The following is a 16,224-nucleotide window of genomic DNA, read 5'->3' as shown; positions in this document are numbered from 1 at the left end:
ATGACAATGAAAAGAACATTATATTCAACAATCCTCGCTGTTGCGGTAGGCTCAATGGCGCTGACATCGTGCGAGGACCAGCTCGACATTGAACAGAAGGGTGTTACAACCACCGATAAATTCTATAAGACCGATGTTGATGCTGAGGCAGCTTTGGCAGCCGCTTACGAAGGTTTCATGTGCAACGTGGTAGGACGCCAGCCTGACATGGGCGGTCCTGGTATCTATACTCCTTATAAGATTATCACCAATATGTGTGGCGACGACGTGCTCTACGCCAGCGGTAACTATGGCGACCACGAGTTCAGCGGTATGCTTAACGAGTTCCGTTACGACACCGAAGCTGAGGTGCCACGCTTCCAGTATTCTGGTATCTACCTCTCGGTATATACATGTAACCTCATCACCGACAACTTCAAGGACCCAGACACTCCAGTGAAGAAGCGCGTGGTGGCAGAGGCTCGCGTACTCCGCGCCCTCGACTACTTCCTGCTCGCTAACCTTTGGGGCACACCTCCTTTCGTGACCTCAGTTCTCGCAGGTGACGCACTGCCCTACAACTGCGACAAGGATCCTGAGAACCCAATCTCTCACGAAGACCTCATCCTTTGGGTGGCAAAAGAATGTGAGGAGGCTGCTGCCGACCTCGACGAGCGCAAGAGCACAGCCGACGTTGACGGTGCCGTTCGCGTGACCAAGGGCTTCGCATGGGCTCTCGCTGGTAAGGCTTACCTCTTCGCTGGCAAGTACGACCAGGCAAAGGCTAACCTGAAGAAGGTCATCGACTCTGGCAAATACGCTCTCGTTCCTGGCGACCGCTACATGGACAACTTCCACATCGAGGGTGACGGTAACGAGGAGAAAGTGTTTGAGATCAACTTCGAGTACAACGCAGGCAAGAGCGGATGGGGCGGTATGATCCAGCGTTCTTCTTGGATGGAGGCTAACGCATGGAACTGGCGTGCCGGTAACTTCGTGACCTCTCCTAACAAGGTTTATTGCGGCGGTCTCGACGGATGGGGCGGTCTTGGTGTACCACAGTGGTTCGGCGACGAGTTCTTCGCCAACGACGGTCACTCTTATCGTTTCGACGCTACTCTGAAGCACATCGACGATGCTGTATATAACATGGAATACATCGACGAAAGTATCAATAACATGTCTCTTGAAGAGAAGAAGGCAAGCAAGAAAATCGGTATCAGCGACCCGACACAGGGACTCTATGGCAACTCCTTCTGGCTGGCATTCAAGCAGGTTATCCGCGCAGCTGACACCGGAGGCAAGGTATATGGCGACAACATCCGTCTCAACAACTATATCATCATGCGCTATGCAGAGGTTCTGCTGAACTATGCAGAGGCATGTATCCAGACAGGTGACGCTGCAACGGCAAAGACTGTCATCAACCAGATCCAGCAGCGTGCAGGTTCAAAGACCATCAGCGCATCAGTGGATATGGAAGTGCTGAAGAGAGAGAAGTCTTACGAGTTGTGGCTTGAGAGCTGCCGCTGGTTCGACATCATGCGCTGGAACGACCAGACTGCTCTGGCTCGCTTAGAGAAGGTAGGTACTGACGTTCCTCACCTCTTCGACAAGTTGTTCCGCACTCCTTCAAGCTCTGACCGCAGTGTGAAATGGGAGAATGGATCAGAGGCTAACAGCCGCTTCTACACCGTTTCTTCAAGCGAAGCTAAGGACAAAGGCTTCGATGTAGGTTTCAAGAAGGGCAAGCATGAATTGTTCCCATTCCCACAGACGGTAATGGACAAGAATCCTAACCTGGAGCAGAATCCAGGCTGGTAATAATGCTTATAGGCAGAATTTAGACTTTTGTTAGTTATTATTACCTCAGAGCCTTGTCGTGATGACAAGGCTCTGCTTTATTTGGAATTAATACATAATCCAACAATATGAAAAAACTTATCCTTTTTGCTGCTGCAATGGCTTTTTGTGGTAGCGCGATGGCACAGATGCTGCCATATCAGAATCCTAACCTGTCGGCTCATGAACGTGCAGTTGACCTCACGTCACGTCTCACGCTTCAGGAGAAGGCTCTCCTGATGTGTGACGAGTCGCCAGCCATTCCTCGTCTGGGTATTAAGGCGTTCAGCTGGTGGAGCGAAGCTCTTCACGGCTTGGCAAACCAAGGCAATGTCACCGTCTTTCCCGAACCCATTGCCATGGCCTCGTCGTTCAATGTGCCACTCGTAGAACAAGTGTTTTCGGTCACGAGCGACGAGACTCGCGCAAAGTGGAATGAGCAGTATCAGAACGGTGTAGGCTCCTCGCGTTTCCATTGTCTGTCGGTGTGGACCCCTAACGTGAACATCTTCCGCGACCCGCGCTGGGGACGTGGACAGGAGACATACGGCGAGGACCCTTATCTCACCTCGCTCATGGGACAGGCCGTGGTACGTGGCCTGCAAGGTCCTGAGGAGGCTAAATACCGCAAACTCCTTGCCTGCGCCAAACACTATGCCATCCATAGTGGACCGGAATATACACGTCATCATGCCAATATCAACGATGTATCGCCACGCGACCTCTGGGAGACATACATGCCGGCATTCAAGGACCTTGTGCAGAAAGCCAAGGTGCGCGAGGTGATGTGCGCCTACCAGCGTTGGGACGATGAGCCTTGCTGCGGCAGCACCCGTCTGTTACAGCAGATACTACGCGATGAATGGGGTTTTAAGTATATGGTTGTCAGCGATTGTGGTGCCATTGCCGACTTCTGGACCACCCATAAGTCGTCTTCCACACAGCTCCATGCCGCCGCAAAGGGAACCATCGCCGGTACCGACGTGGAGTGCGGCTATGGCTATGCCTATGCCAAGTTGCCACAGGCTGTAGAGAAGGGACTCATCACCGAGAAGGAGATAGACAAGCACGTCATCCGTCTTCTCGAAGGCCGTTTCGAACTTGGTGAGATGGACGACCATAACCTTTGCGAATGGTCAAAGATTCCTGCCTCTGTATTGAGTTGTAAGGAACACAGGCAGTTGGCACTCGACATGGCTCGTCAGACTATCGTGCTTTTGAAGAACGAGACATCACCAGCACCGGTTTTGCCACTTTCCAAGAAACAGAAGATTGCCGTCATCGGTCCCAATGCCGACAATATCCCTATGATGTGGGGAAACTATAATGGAACGCCAAACTCCACCGTCACCATTCTTGACGGAATAAAAGCAAAGGCAGGAAAGAAAAATGTGGTATATCTCAAGGGTTGCGACCTCACCGAAGAGGTGGTGGTAAAGAGCCTTTTGCCACAGTGCTCTTCTAACGGAAAGAAAGGCGTGAAGGGTACATTCTGGAACAATACGTCTCGCTCGGGAAAACCGGTCGTGACAGAGTATTACACCAATCCCATCGCCGTCACCACAAGCGGTCAGCACACCTTCGCACAGGGCGTGCGTATGGAAGACTTCTCTGCCAAGTACGAGACCGTCTTTGCTCCGCTGCAGAACGGAAAGGCAGTGATTCGCATGCAATATACGGGCGCTTTTACACTTAAGGTAAACGACCGTGTGCTCGCCTCCGACAGTACATGGCGCGACCAGCCCATGCGTTTTGAACTCGACGTGAAGAAGGGAGAGGAGTATGCCGTTGAACTCACCTATCACACCGTGAAGACATGGGGAGCCAACATGAAGTTTAATATCGGCGAGGAACACCCCATCGACTATGCAGAGACCATCAATCGCCTTAAGGGCATAGAGACCGTAGTGTTTGTCGGCGGCATATCGTCGCAGCTCGAAGGCGAGGAGATGCCAGTGAGAATCGACGGCTTCAGAGGCGGCGACCGCACACACATCGAACTGCCCGCAGTGCAGCGTGAGTTCATACGCCATCTCGCCGAGGCTGGCAAGACGATTGTCTATGTCAACTGTTCCGGTTCTGCCATCGCCCTTGCCCCTGAGGCAGAGCGTTGCGCAGCCATCGTCCAAGCATGGTATCCCGGTATGGAAGGCGGTACGGCTGTAGCCGACGTGCTTTATGGCGATTACAACCCACAGGGCAAGCTCCCCGTCACATTCTATAAGAACAGCAGCCAGCTGCCTGCCTATGAGGACTACTCAATGAAGGGCCGCACCTATCGTTATTTCTCTGATCCTCTCTACGCCTTCGGTTACGGATTGAGCTACACCACATTTGAGATGAGCGGTGTGAAGTGCTCGAAAGGCGATGCCGCAGTGGTGAATGGCGAGAAGTGCAAGGTGAGTCTTTCGCTTAGGAATACGGGCCGACGCGAAGGCACCGAGGTCATACAGGTTTATGTCCGCCGGTGTGATGATACCGACGGTCCATTGAAGAGTCTCAAGGCATTTGAGAGGGTGACACTGAAAGCAGGCGAGAGTAAGGCAGTCAGCATTTCGCTCGACGAAGAGTCGTTCACCCTCTTTGATCCACAGACCAACACCATGCGTGTTGTTCCTGGTAAGTATGAGATCTTTGTGGGCAACAGCTCACGCACTGGCGACTTGCAACGACTGACCATAGAACTTTGATCATCACTATAGCACGTCGATTTCCACAATACGCAGGTTTACCGATCCTTTGGCATTAGCCACCCGGTCGAGTTCTCCTGCTTTGCCGCCGGATAGTTCGGCGGTGTCACCATGCTCGGTCTTGGCAGTTGCCAGACCGAGCATTTATCACATTTTCCGCGCATTTTTACCCTCAGATATCACATTTTCCGAATATGTTGCAATATTTTCGCAGAAAAAGGAAGTTAAGGAACTTCTTATTTAAATTCCTTAACTTCCTTTTTTTCGCTTCGCTCAAGGAAACTTCTTCTTTAACTTCCCTTACAGGAAACGCTTTATTTTGTTGATAGCTTTAGCTTTGCCGTCTTGAAGCCCGGGGCGGAAACGGTGACTGTGACAGGAGACGGCGACTGACCCGAACGGAGTATGGCGAGACACGAGCCGTTGAAGAGCTTCTGGCGGTTGGTGACGCTGAGTTCGTCTGACTTGATGTTGCCGTTGCTCATGGCCACAACGCTTGCCTCTCCATCTACCTTCACTGTGACATCAGCTACGGCATTGCTTACGCGTCTGCCCTTGCTGTCCACGGCTGTCACGCGTATGTGCTGGAGGTCCATGCCGTCGGCGAGCCATGCGTCGTTGTCGGCAGACAACTTCAAGGCCACTGCCTTGCCCGTGGTCTCAATCTTGTGGCGAGCCACTATCTTGCCGTTGGTGCGTGCTATGGCTTCGCAGTATCCGTTCTGATATACGACGTTCTCCCAGCGTATCTGGTTGCGCATCTTGGCGTTGCCCTTGTCGTTCTTCTTGGTGCCGTAGCTCTTTCCGTTCACGAGCAGTTCCACCTCGTCGGCATTGGTGTATGTGGTGAGTGAGAGCTTTGTGCCGGGAGTGCGGTTCCAGTGGTCGCTCTGTCCGTCGTTGCCGGTCTGCACTCCGTTCCACATTACGCTCTCTGTTGATTCGGTGACTGCAATATGCACCACAGGCTCTTCGGGCTTGAAGAACGAACGCATGTAGTATGCCTTTGGCTTGGGCTCGAGAGCAATGTCGAACACGCCCTGTGCCCATCCCTTGGCAGGCCATCCCTGGCTTTCTCCGAGATAGTCGATGGCTCCCCAGTAGGCGAGTCCGATGACTTTGTCGAGTTCCATGGCAAAGAAGTTTTCTCCCATGGCAGCCACAGAGGCCTCGCTCTGGTAGAAGTTCATCCATGGAAAACGCTTGCCGTCGCCGGGGAAATACATGTACCTATAATTATATGCCTGAATGTCTGTCACCTTAGCAAGGTCGCAAGGCAGAGAGTCGGTCTCCCAATTGCGATAGCGTGGATGCATGGCTACGGTCACCTTGCGTGTGGTGTCGTATCTCTGTATGAGGGTCTTCATGAGTTTGTATTGCGTCACTCCCCAGTCGTTGAACGGAGTGTCGTTATACGACTGCAGTTCGTTGCCCATCGACCATAGCACCACGCATGGATGGCAGCGGTCGCGCTTGATGAACTCTGCCACATGGTCCATCCACAGGTTTGTGAAATGTGCTCTTCCGCCGCCCACATACTGGTCGTTCCATTTGTCGTAGAGTTCATCTACAACGAGTATTCCGTTTTCGTCGCAGAGGTCAAGGAAGGACTCAGAGTAGGGGTTGTGAGATGTGCGTATGTGGTTCATGCCGTAATCCTTCATCAGCTTTATGCGTTTCTCCATGGCGCGTGGGTAGGCTGCTGCACCGAGTGCTCCGAGAGTGTGGTGGTTGGCATAGCCTTTGAGCAGCACCTTCTTGCCGTTGAGCAGCAGTCCCTTGCCTGGCACGAGAGCCACGTCGCGTATGCCGAACCGCTTCGAAGTCTCGTCGCTCACTGTGCCGTCTTCGCGTATGAGCTTGACGGTGGCGGTGTAGAGGTTAGGATGCTCGCAGTCCCATAGTTGCGGGTTTGCTATTTCAACGGCGGGCAGGGCGAATTCCTGTCCGAACTTGTAGTTACGCACGCGTTTCAGTTCGTATTTGCGGTCGCTTACCACGGTTCCGTCGGGCGATGTTATTGTCACCTGTATGGCAATGGTGTTTTGCTTTGTCTTGCACTGCACATCGACAGTCATATCGACAAATTTGTTTTCACGTGTGGAGATATTTAGCGGATGGCGGTTGAAGTAGAGCTGAGGGTCGGTATATACGATGTTGACATCGCGAAACAGTCCGCCTCCCGTGTACCAGCGCGAGTCTCTTGGGTTTGCGGTGTTAGAATACACTGCTATTGTGTTTTCCTCGCCGTAGCGCAGTTTGTCGGTGATGTCAATTTCAAAGCCCACATATCCGTAGTCGGTGCCGCCTATCTTGTTTCCGTTGAGATACACGTCGCCGAGATACATGATGCCCTGGAAGTCAATCAACACACGTTTTCCTTTATCTTCAATAGATGGTGTGAAAGCCTTTACGTACCATCCTGAGCCCATCTCCTTGAATCCTCTTGCAGAGAGACGGCTTTTGATGTTAGCCCCGGCGTCGCTGGTGTTGGCTTTCTCGTCGGCAGCAGGAGCCACCCATGGCTGTTCTATCTGGAAGTCGTGAGGCAGGTTCACCTCTTTCCATCCCTCAGCCTTAGCCTTTGCAGTCGTTATGGCCGAAGAGGATTCGCCCAGCCGGAAAAGCCATCCTCGGTTGATGTTGGTCACTTTCCTGTCAGACTGTGCATACACAGGCGATTGCAGGAGCATAGCAGCTATTGCTATAGATAATATAGTCCTTTTCTTTACCATTGTTTTAATAAGTTGTATTTTAAATGCGCTTGCAAAATTACTCAATAGTTTTTTATCTGACCTTGCATATTTGGCAAAAATGCTTAATGTTTTGTCATTAGCTCCCGGCATGAAAGAAAACTTTACACTATTTATTTGTCCTTTTGACTTGACTATTTGCCTCAATCCCCGCTTATTCACGTCAGAATTACAGAAACACGCTCCTCCCATATATCTTGATGTGACCGTGCTCGGAACGGTGTTCAACCTTGCCGCACGTCGACAAGGCATTCGTGAAACGTAACCTTGCCTATCGGGTGGTATCAGACAAGTCGGTCGTGGTGTTTGACAAGATAACATAAATAAGGGCGAGGTGCTCTTCGAAATCGTGAACACCACCGACGACAGTCCTGGCAAGGAGTCGCTCGGCCGTCTTCATTCGCCAAGTGGCTACAAGGACATCTGTCTCACATCCAGCTTCTATGCCCTGCTTAACGAGGATCCTGCCGACGTGCGCCTGCAACTGCTCGAATACAGCAGCAAGCGTGCCTTCGTCAAGAAGTATCAGCCACAAGACGGCGAGGATATCATGGATGCCAATATACCGCTTATACGTCTCTCCGAGGCTTATCTCAACGCCGCTGAGGCTGCCGTGAAGACTGGCGACAACGTGTCGGCTGCAAAATATCTCAATGCCATCGTCAGCCGTGCCAATCCCGACAGCAGCGCCGTGCCGACTCGCCTCTCACGTGGTTTCTCCTTTCATCCAAAGGTCCGTTGTGGTATCGTGGCATGGTGCGCGACGATCCGAAATACAGTCCCATAGCTCCTGATACCCTCGCCATGGTTCTCCGTCGTCATGATGTTGACCGCATCGTCGTTGGCCACACCATCTTCCCCGAGGTCACATCCCTTCATGGAGGCAAAGTGGTTGCGGTGAATGTAGATAACAAGAAAAACCGCAAACACCATCGCACCCGCGCCATGCTAATAGAAGGGGCGATAATAAGATTTGTTATGTAAGTTGACGAGTAAACGAGTTTACTCGTCAACTCGTTTACTCGTCAACTTTATTTAAATAACTTCTGCGCAAAGAAGTAGAGGCTCTCGCGCCATACGGGCCATGTGTGTCCGCCTGGAGTCTCGTAGTAGCTGTGCTTGATGCCCATCTGGTCGAAACGCTCGCGCATGGCCTTGCAGTTCTCGTAGGCTATGTCTTCCTGTCCGCCCATGGTGAGATAAAACACGCGGAACTGCTTGTTGTAGTAGTCGGCACGCTCCTTGAGCTTGGCGTAATACGGTTCGCCTGAGCTGTTTGCCATAAATGGTTGTGGATTCTTAAACCATCCGCTGCTGAACACACCTATATAACGGAACAACTCGGGATGCATGATCGAGGTGTTCAGCGTCTGTATGCCGCCCATCGACAGTCCTGCCAACGCACGGCTGTCGGCAGTGTTGAGCGTGCGGTAACGGCTTTCCACGAGAGGGATGCCGTCGGTGAGCAACTCGGCGGCGAAGTCCTGCGAGTTGCCGTCCATCATTGCCACGATCATCGGCTCAGCCTTGCCCTCGGCGATAAGGTTGTCGAGGATGACGTCGGTCAAGCCCTGGTTGCTCCATCCGCGCTCGTCTTCGCCACCGCCATGTTGCAGGTAGAGCACAGGATAATGCTTGCCGCTGGTGGCATAACCGGCAGGAGTATAAACGTAGATGTTCTTCCACTTGCCGTTCACCTTCGACTGATAGCGCACGCGGCTCACCTCGCCGTGTTTCACGTCGGCCTTCAGCTGGTAGCGGTCGGCCTTATCTGCGGGGTAGGGAATCTCTATTCCACTCGTCATCATACTACAACCATAGAACGACTCGCTTGCGGGGTCAGCCACCTTCACGCCGTCAACCACGAGGAAGTAATAGTGGAAGCCTTCAGACTGCGGTTCGGTAGTGCAGGTCCACAAGCCGTCGGCCCCTTTCTTCATGTCGTAGAGCTTGCCAAGGTCTATCTGCACCTTCTGTGCCGTTGGAGCTTTCACGCGAAACTCCACTCTGCCGTCTTGCAGCACCCGTGGATATTCCTGGTTGCGAATGTTCAGAGCCGAGGGCTGAGGCAGCTTGGTCTCCTCCATGCCAGCCTGGCGCTGGAAGAAGTTCACCATGCTCTGGAAGGTCTCGTTGTTGAAGGTCACAGGACCATGGTTGCCGTTGGGCACGGTGATGAAGTTGTCAAGACGGCCTGCGTCCTTCAGTGCCTTTGAGAAAAACTCGCTCTGGCAATAAGGCACCACTGGGTCGGTGTCGCCATGAATGACGAGGAACATCGGGTCTTTCTTGTCGATATACGACATTGGGTTCATGGCGCGCACCATGTCGGGGTTCTCAGCTGACGGACCGCCGATGATGACAGCCTCTGGCGAGCTTGCGTCCTTATATGTCTCGCAACGCTCCATGCGGCTCATGTCGATAGGTCCAAACCAGTCCACCACGGCATCTACTGCGCTGCTCTCCTTGGTGTATTGTCCGAGCTGTCCCTCGATATCCACCTTCACCTTGCCAAACTTGCGGGTCTTCACACCATTGGTCGTTCCAGCCAATGAAGATAGATGACCGCCTGAAGAATAACCTGTGATACCTATAAAAGAGGTGTCGAGACCATACTTTGAGGCATTGCCGCGAACATAGCGGATGGCAGCCTTTACATCCTGTATCTGTGCCGGGAACTTGGCTTCGGTGCTGGCGCGATGGTTGATGCTCACCACGGCAAAACCCGCGTCGAGCAATTGTTGTCCGTATGACTTAAAGGCATCAACCTTGGAATTGTTGCTAAACCATGCACTGCCGTATATGAGCACTACGACCTTGTGAGTCGGCTGACCGTCGTCGGGAGTGTAGATGTCGAGTTTGTGACCTGTCAGTCCGTCGCCTACATAATCGACGTCCTTCCAATTGTTAGCCGTTGCAGCACCAGTCATAAGCAGTGCCATGGCTGCGGCTGCAAATCTGTGAATACTTTTTTTCATCATTTTATTGGTTCTTAATTAGTTAATTTTGCAATAGTGCCGCAAAAGTACATAAAAAAAGTGAAACTGCAACAACATAGACACATTTTTTAATAATTAATATTGGATAAAAGTATGTGATGCAACAAATCAAAAAGAATTTGTTATAAATCTATATGTTTATTACAAGATTTATTATTACCTTTGCACACCAAAATACGACAATAACAAACAATAACGCATGAAGAAGAATATCTATTTACTACTGCTTACGGCAGGAATGTGTGTCCCGACGATGGCACAGAAATCATTCGAGTTGGGCAAACCCAACGACGACAACTACCGATACCTCGATGGCTATAAGGCCCTCAAGGAATACATCGACTATTCGAAGTATCCCAATTTCAAGCTCGGTGCCGGCACCACCGTTAACACGTATCTCAGCAACAGCACATACAAGAGCATGATCAACAACAACTTCACCGAGACCGTGGCTGGCAATGCCATGAAGATGGCAAGTTGTGTGGACGGCAACGGCAACATGAATTTCACCAATGTGAAGAAATACGTCAATGCCGCGGACAAAAGCGGAATCAACGTCTATGGTCACACCCTCGCTTGGCACTCGCAACAGCCTAAGGCATGGCTGCTGAAGCTGCTCGCCGACAAGAAGGTCGATGGCGGAGAGGAAGTGTGGAAGACAGCTGCCAACAAGGATTTCCGTAGCGACAAAACCGTAAGCTGGAAGCCCGATGAAATCGACAAATTGGGTTATTCCATCAGCTTTAGCTCTACCGACGGCCTCAAGGTGACCACCACCAAGTCATATCCATGGCAGGCGCAGTTTGTGCCAATGTCTGACATCGCCCTCACCTCGGGCAAGACTTACACCATGACCATGACTGTCAAGGGTACTGGCTCAGGCAAGCTCGACGGCCGCGTGGGCAACTGGAGTGGCGGTGCAAACTTCAGCGTAAACTTCAACACCGAATGGAACGATGTGAAAGTGGAGGTGAAGCCTACTATGGACAACAACTTCATCCTTCTCCACGTTGTCAACTATGTGGGCGACGTGTATATTAAGAACATCAAGTTTGAAGGCTACGAAGGCCAGACACGCCCTCTCACACAAGAGGAACGCCACGACACGCTCGTATGGGCCATGGACAAGTGGATAAAGGGAATGATGGAAGCCTGTGACGGCAAGGTGAAGGCATGGGACCTCGTGAACGAAGCCGTAGCTGGCGCCGACAAAGACCGCGACGGCTACTACGACCTGCAGCACTCTGAGGGCTACGCCCAAGGCACATGGGATGTAGGCGGCGACGCGTTCTACTGGCAAGACCACATGGGCGACCTTGAATACATCCGTCAGGCTTGCCGCCTGGCACGCCAATATGGTCCCGAGGATATCGTCCTTTTCATCAACGACTATAACTTAGAGTCTGATTGGGATAACAACAAGAAACTGAAGTCGCTCATCAACTGGATAGAGAAGTGGGAGGCTGACGGGGTTACAAAGATTGACGGTATAGGCACACAGATGCACATCAGCTGTTTTCAGAGCGACACTCACCTTAACAACGTCAAGAAACATATCACTCAGATGTTCCAGCTCATGGCTAATTCTGGCAAACTCGTGAGAGTAAGTGAGTTGGATATGGGTTACGTGCACGGTACCGACCGTTGGGGAGCATCGTCGAAGACGGCTGATCTGACCGAAGCCGAACACAAGAAGATGGCCGACTTCTACGAGTGGATCATCAAGGAGTACTTCCGTATCATACCTCCCGAACAGCAGTGGGGCATCTGCCAGTGGTGTACCACCGACGCTCCTGCCAACAGCGGATGGCGTGGCGGCGAACCTGTCGGCATCTGGGACATCAACAACTACCGCAAGCACGTCTATGCCGGTTTCGTACGTGGACTGAACGGCGGCGAACCGAGCGGTATTCGTGGCATTGAGGCCGACGACACCATCGACATCTCCAAGGGCATATACAACATGCAAGGTGTGCGCATGTCAGCCACATCACTCGACCAGCTGCCTTGCGGTATCTACATCGTAGGAGGCAAAAAGGTAGTCGTTAAATAATCAAATATTTAACGCTACATCCATACTTAATTGCAGACTTTCGGTCTAAATCTTACTATTTTGAGATTTATACCGAAAGTCTGTTTTTTTGCGAAATCAATGTATAAACTCACCATTTCCATAGTTGACTTCTCGTGCTGAAGAGATGCAGGTCATAGCCTCGCTTCACCAACTTGTCGCACACAATGTTCTCGTATATTGCCCCTTTGATACAAATAAATCACAAAATTCCTACATGTTCAACTTTCCACGAATAGCTTCTTTTGATAAAGTAAGAGAGCAAAGGTGAGAGTCATTTACCATCCCTCTTAGATGACAACTGAATACTCGTGTGTCACGGTCGTACCACAGTTAGTGACACGACCGTACCATAACTATGGAACACTTGTGTCACTAACTGTGGTACAGTCGTGTTACAAGCTATCCATTTCCCTTTTCACACGGCTTGTCAGTAGCCGCCTGAAGTTAAACTATTTATGTTGACTACTTATCGTCTTGTTGATAAAACAGGTTGCCAAGTTAATGTACTTAATGATAATTCTCGTTGACTCTACTTGTCATTGTTTACTCTGAAGGTTGACCACGACGACGGTGACAGACAAAATCGTCTGTCACCTATCTGTCACCAGCCCTAAGATGCTATATATTAAGCACTTATAGGCCTATGGTGACAGATGACAGATAAAAACAAAAATTTTCACGTAAGAGAAGTGTAGATAAGGATAGTAAGAAGAAACTTTTGTTTCACTTCTGCCCTGCTTATTTGTCTTTTCTTGGAAAACAGAAAATCAGCGGGTGTTTCCGAACGGACAAGGGGGCTGATGACTTTGCAAAGATACACTCAATTGCTGAGACTGCCATGAAAAATGGTAATTCCAAATACAAGGCTATACTTGCTGTTGTAAAGCAGTAAGGTAAAAGAGTGATGCATATTCTATTGTTTTTTCCATCCGCGCCTCACGTTCCTTCTGTTTTTTAATGGCTAACTGTTCCTTTAGTTTATTGAGCTTTTCGTGGTTCTGGATAACTGCATCTACCGTGAATGCTCGCTTGTTAACCTCATCAACTTTTGCTTGGTATTCTGTTTCCAGTTGCTGTTTGATGAATGCTACCTGTTGATCAACCAAATCCTTGACGATAGTAGGTAAGTTGTTCCGAAGGGATTCGGTTATTGCCTCGGTGTCCACGGTTGGTATTGTAGCAATATCTTTGATGATTCTATCAATCTTAACCGACATCTTTTTGTCATGGGTCTGCAGTTGTTTTTGTTAGCTTTCTATTATCGATTGTAAATCTTTAGTCTTGTCGGCAATCTGAATTTCCAGATACATTTGGATTCCGACAACAATCATTCTGAATATCACAAATGTTCCTGCAACAATGTAGATGTATGGTATAATAGGTTCTGCATAGCTCCATATAGTTTCTTTGTGACTGACAAAAGCTATTACAATAAAACCGAGTACAATGACTATTGCGATAATAGTCAATACCCACACTATCTTTTCTAATATCTTGAAGAACTTAATCATATCATTACTTCATTATTACCCAGTGACCGTCTTTGCGACCACCTTCACGAGCGAGGACACCCATTTTATGAGTATAGGAATGCCTTTTAAAATCATCCTTTGAATAATGGATTCCTTTTCCGAAATCTTTTCCGAAACATCAGCTTTCTTGGCCCCTTCATCCACCTCTTTCCCCGATTATTTAGTCGGGCAAAGTAAATCCCTGATGTCAACGTCCAGAATAGCTGCCACTTGACGAAGAGTTTCGAGATTAGGTTGTACAATGTTAGTGCACCACTTGCTGACCGTTGCAGGGTCTCTACCAACCTTTTCTGCTAACCACTTCGCGGTCTTTTTCTGTTCCACCAACACCTCCTTCAAACGGTTAATGTCGCCCTTTGGGACGTTACTGGTGTTACTCGTATTATCCGTATTACTAATATTACTCATATTTCTATTTCTTTGCGTTTCGTGCAAAGTTATAAATAATTTTTGTAATACACAAAAATTCCCAGACAAACATGGACAATCCTGTGTTTTTGTAATATAAGAATGGGGGCACTATGTACAAATACAGCAGGAACAACTTGGTGCGTTTTGCCAGAAGAATCCTTCAGAAAAGGCAAATTTCAAAGAAAATGACACACGAAACACTATTTTTCGTTAAATAATTCTTCCTTCTCGAATATTTTTTATATTTTTGCGTTTAAATTAAAACGTTTTATCATGGCAGAAATAAAGAAGTTTAATAGAATCAAGGTTGTTTTGGCAGAAAAAGACAGAACTGGCAAATGGCTGGCAGCGCAAGTTGGCAAAAGCAATTGTACCGTATCTAAATGGTGCAGCAATACAGCTCAGCCAGACCTGCAAACCTTAGACAAGATTGCCATTGCGTTAGATGTAAGTGTAAAAGATCTGCTTAACGACACTGAGAAATAATGACGTTAGAAGAAATAATAGCTCGCAAAGAAGGACAGACCTTTGATCGCAAGAGCATTCAGATAGAGCCCAAGGCATTAGCGATTCCAATAGTGGCAATGGCTAATGCAGATGGTGGTGTGCTTGCTATCGGTGTATCTGACAAGACGCGAAGAATAGAGGGCGTTGATGGCAATGAAGAACGTCTTAACAATTTGCTCCGTGTACCATTCGACTTCTGCAATCCTTCTGTAAAAGTTCGATGCGAATACCTTCCATGCAAAGATTCCGAAGGTAAAGAAAACCGCATTCTCCTCATTCATATCCCTGCCAGCGGTCAACTCCACACCAATCAGGCGGACGAATGCTTCATGCGCGTTGGTGATAAGAGTAAGAAACTCAACTTTGATGAGCGAATGCAACTTCTTTATGACAAGGGCGAACGCTACTATGAGGACAAGGATGTATATGGTGCAACCATCAATGATGTTGACATGAACCTTGTGAACGACTACATTCAAGTTATTGGCTATAGCAAATCTGCCATGGAGTACCTGCGAGAGAATAACGATTTCGTAACAGAAGTAGATGATCAGCAAAAGATAAGCACCGCTTGCATTCTTCTCTTTGGCAAGAATCCACAACGTTTCTTCCCTCGTGCTCGTACCCGTTTCATCCGTTATGAAGGAACAGAGGAAAAGGTCGGCACGGAAATGAACGTGGTAAAGGACGTGACTTTCGAGGGAGCCATCCTCAATCAGGTTCGTCGTACTATCGACTATCTTGAAACACAGGTTCGCGAACACACCTTCTTGGGACAAGACGGACGTTTTGTTACTAACCGCAACTATCCAAAATTTGCTATCCAAGAGATGGTGGTAAACAGTTGTTGCCATAGAGCATACAACATCAAGGGAACTGAGATACAAATAAAGATGTTCGATGATCGCCTTGTCTTTGAAACACCAGGTGACCTCCCCGGACTTGTACGTCCCGACAATATCCGTCACACCCACTTCTCACGCAACCCAAAGATAGCCCAATACCTAAAGGCATACAAGTATGTCAAGGAGTTTGGTGAAGGCATTGACCGCATCTGTAACGAGTTAGAGACAAGAGGCTCAGCAATTCCTTCTTTCCACATCAATGCATTCATCTTAAAGGCTACTCTGAAAGCTGAGTGGACAGAAAAAGACACCTCGGCAACGAACACGGACAACAATGTCCACAAAGATGTCCACAAAGATGTCCACAAAGAAATATCAGAGCGTCAATCTATTATTATTTCAATGATTCAAGACAATCCTGATATAGGGCGTATTGAAATGTCCACAAAATTAGGAGTAAACGAGAAGACCATCAGACGCGATCTTGACGATCTCAAGGAAAAAGGAATAGTGGTTCGTGTCGGAGGACGTAAAGAAGGTCATTGGGAGATAAGTCAATAGAACCTTATCGACAAAAGAAATTAACAAACAG

The 16,224-nt window shown here is 49.2% G+C and carries 12 protein-coding genes and 1 pseudogene; 7 read left to right on the top strand and 6 right to left on the bottom strand.

Translation table 11 applies throughout. The annotated features are described in order from the left end of the window. Positions 1–6 precede the first annotated feature (6 nt). Together CIK99_RS06145 and xyl3A are read left to right on the top strand one after the other, a co-directional pair. The gene (locus CIK99_RS06145) at positions 7–1,803 is read left to right on the top strand and encodes a RagB/SusD family nutrient uptake outer membrane protein (RefSeq protein ID WP_158215920.1); all 1,797 of its coding nucleotides are present in this window, start codon (positions 7–9) and stop codon (positions 1,801–1,803) included. A 107-nt stretch (positions 1,804–1,910) separates the two neighbouring features. Then, on the top strand, positions 1,911–4,511 hold the full coding sequence (gene xyl3A / locus CIK99_RS06140; RefSeq protein WP_094380678.1) for a xylan 1,4-beta-xylosidase: 2,601 nt from the start codon (positions 1,911–1,913) through the stop codon (positions 4,509–4,511). 6 nt (positions 4,512–4,517) lie between these two features. Here the strand turns inward: xyl3A and CIK99_RS15250 are convergent, their stop codons facing one another. Further along, the gene (locus tag CIK99_RS15250) at positions 4,518–4,655 is read right to left on the bottom strand and encodes a hypothetical protein (protein ID WP_158215919.1); all 138 of its coding nucleotides are present in this window, start codon (positions 4,653–4,655) and stop codon (positions 4,518–4,520) included. Between the two features lie 170 nt (positions 4,656–4,825). Beyond that, entirely contained in the window at positions 4,826–7,246 is a 2,421-nt protein-coding gene (locus CIK99_RS06135) for a glycoside hydrolase family 2 TIM barrel-domain containing protein (RefSeq protein WP_094380677.1), read from the bottom strand. A 340-nt stretch (positions 7,247–7,586) separates the two neighbouring features. On the opposite strand from CIK99_RS06135, the pseudogene CIK99_RS06130 reads away from it, so the two are divergent. Continuing rightward, positions 7,587–7,952, top strand: a pseudogene (locus tag CIK99_RS06130) (RagB/SusD family nutrient uptake outer membrane protein); the annotation flags it as partial. A gap of 50 nt (positions 7,953–8,002) precedes the next feature. Beyond that, positions 8,003–8,248, top strand: coding sequence for a hypothetical protein (locus tag CIK99_RS14865; protein WP_144007914.1), 246 nt, complete (start codon positions 8,003–8,005; stop codon positions 8,246–8,248). A 47-nt stretch (positions 8,249–8,295) separates the two neighbouring features. Here CIK99_RS14865 and CIK99_RS06125 read toward each other — a convergent pair whose 3' ends face one another. Then, positions 8,296–10,245, bottom strand: coding sequence for an alpha/beta hydrolase-fold protein (locus CIK99_RS06125; protein WP_094380675.1), 1,950 nt, complete (start codon positions 10,243–10,245; stop codon positions 8,296–8,298). A 217-nt stretch (positions 10,246–10,462) separates the two neighbouring features. Between CIK99_RS06125 and CIK99_RS06120 the strand changes: the two genes are divergently transcribed. Next, positions 10,463–12,316, top strand: coding sequence for an endo-1,4-beta-xylanase (locus CIK99_RS06120; protein ID WP_094380674.1), 1,854 nt, complete (start codon positions 10,463–10,465; stop codon positions 12,314–12,316). Positions 12,317–13,203: 887 nt separating this feature from the next. Here CIK99_RS06120 and CIK99_RS06110 read toward each other — a convergent pair. The 3 genes from CIK99_RS06110 to CIK99_RS06100 form a co-directional block, all read right to left on the bottom strand. After that, positions 13,204–13,554: a hypothetical protein gene (locus tag CIK99_RS06110; RefSeq protein ID WP_094380673.1), complete on the bottom strand. Its 351-nt coding sequence runs from the start codon at positions 13,552–13,554 to the stop codon at positions 13,204–13,206. Between the two features lie 30 nt (positions 13,555–13,584). Continuing rightward, complete coding sequence (locus CIK99_RS06105; protein WP_094380672.1) at positions 13,585–13,848, bottom strand: hypothetical protein; 264 nt, start codon at positions 13,846–13,848, stop codon at positions 13,585–13,587. A 177-nt stretch (positions 13,849–14,025) separates the two neighbouring features. Next, positions 14,026–14,277: a helix-turn-helix transcriptional regulator gene (locus CIK99_RS06100; RefSeq protein ID WP_094380671.1), complete on the bottom strand. Its 252-nt coding sequence runs from the start codon at positions 14,275–14,277 to the stop codon at positions 14,026–14,028. A 276-nt stretch (positions 14,278–14,553) separates the two neighbouring features. On the opposite strand from CIK99_RS06100, the gene CIK99_RS06095 reads away from it, so the two are divergent. Continuing rightward, positions 14,554–14,766, top strand: a complete 213-nt coding sequence (locus CIK99_RS06095; RefSeq protein WP_371590985.1) for a helix-turn-helix domain-containing protein — start codon at positions 14,554–14,556, stop codon at positions 14,764–14,766. Then, a complete protein-coding gene (locus CIK99_RS06090; protein WP_094380670.1) occupies positions 14,766–16,193 on the top strand; it encodes an RNA-binding domain-containing protein in 1,428 nt (475 codons plus the stop codon). Before CIK99_RS06095 ends, CIK99_RS06090 begins: the two co-directional genes overlap by 1 nt. Positions 16,194–16,224: the final 31 nt, after the last annotated feature.

Origin of the sequence: Prevotella sp. P5-92 (assembly GCF_002251245.1) — a bacterium.
Lineage (GTDB): Bacteria > Bacteroidota > Bacteroidia > Bacteroidales > Bacteroidaceae > Prevotella.
Note: the sequence above shows the minus strand (reverse complement) of the source record. Positions and strands in the feature narration are given on the sequence as shown.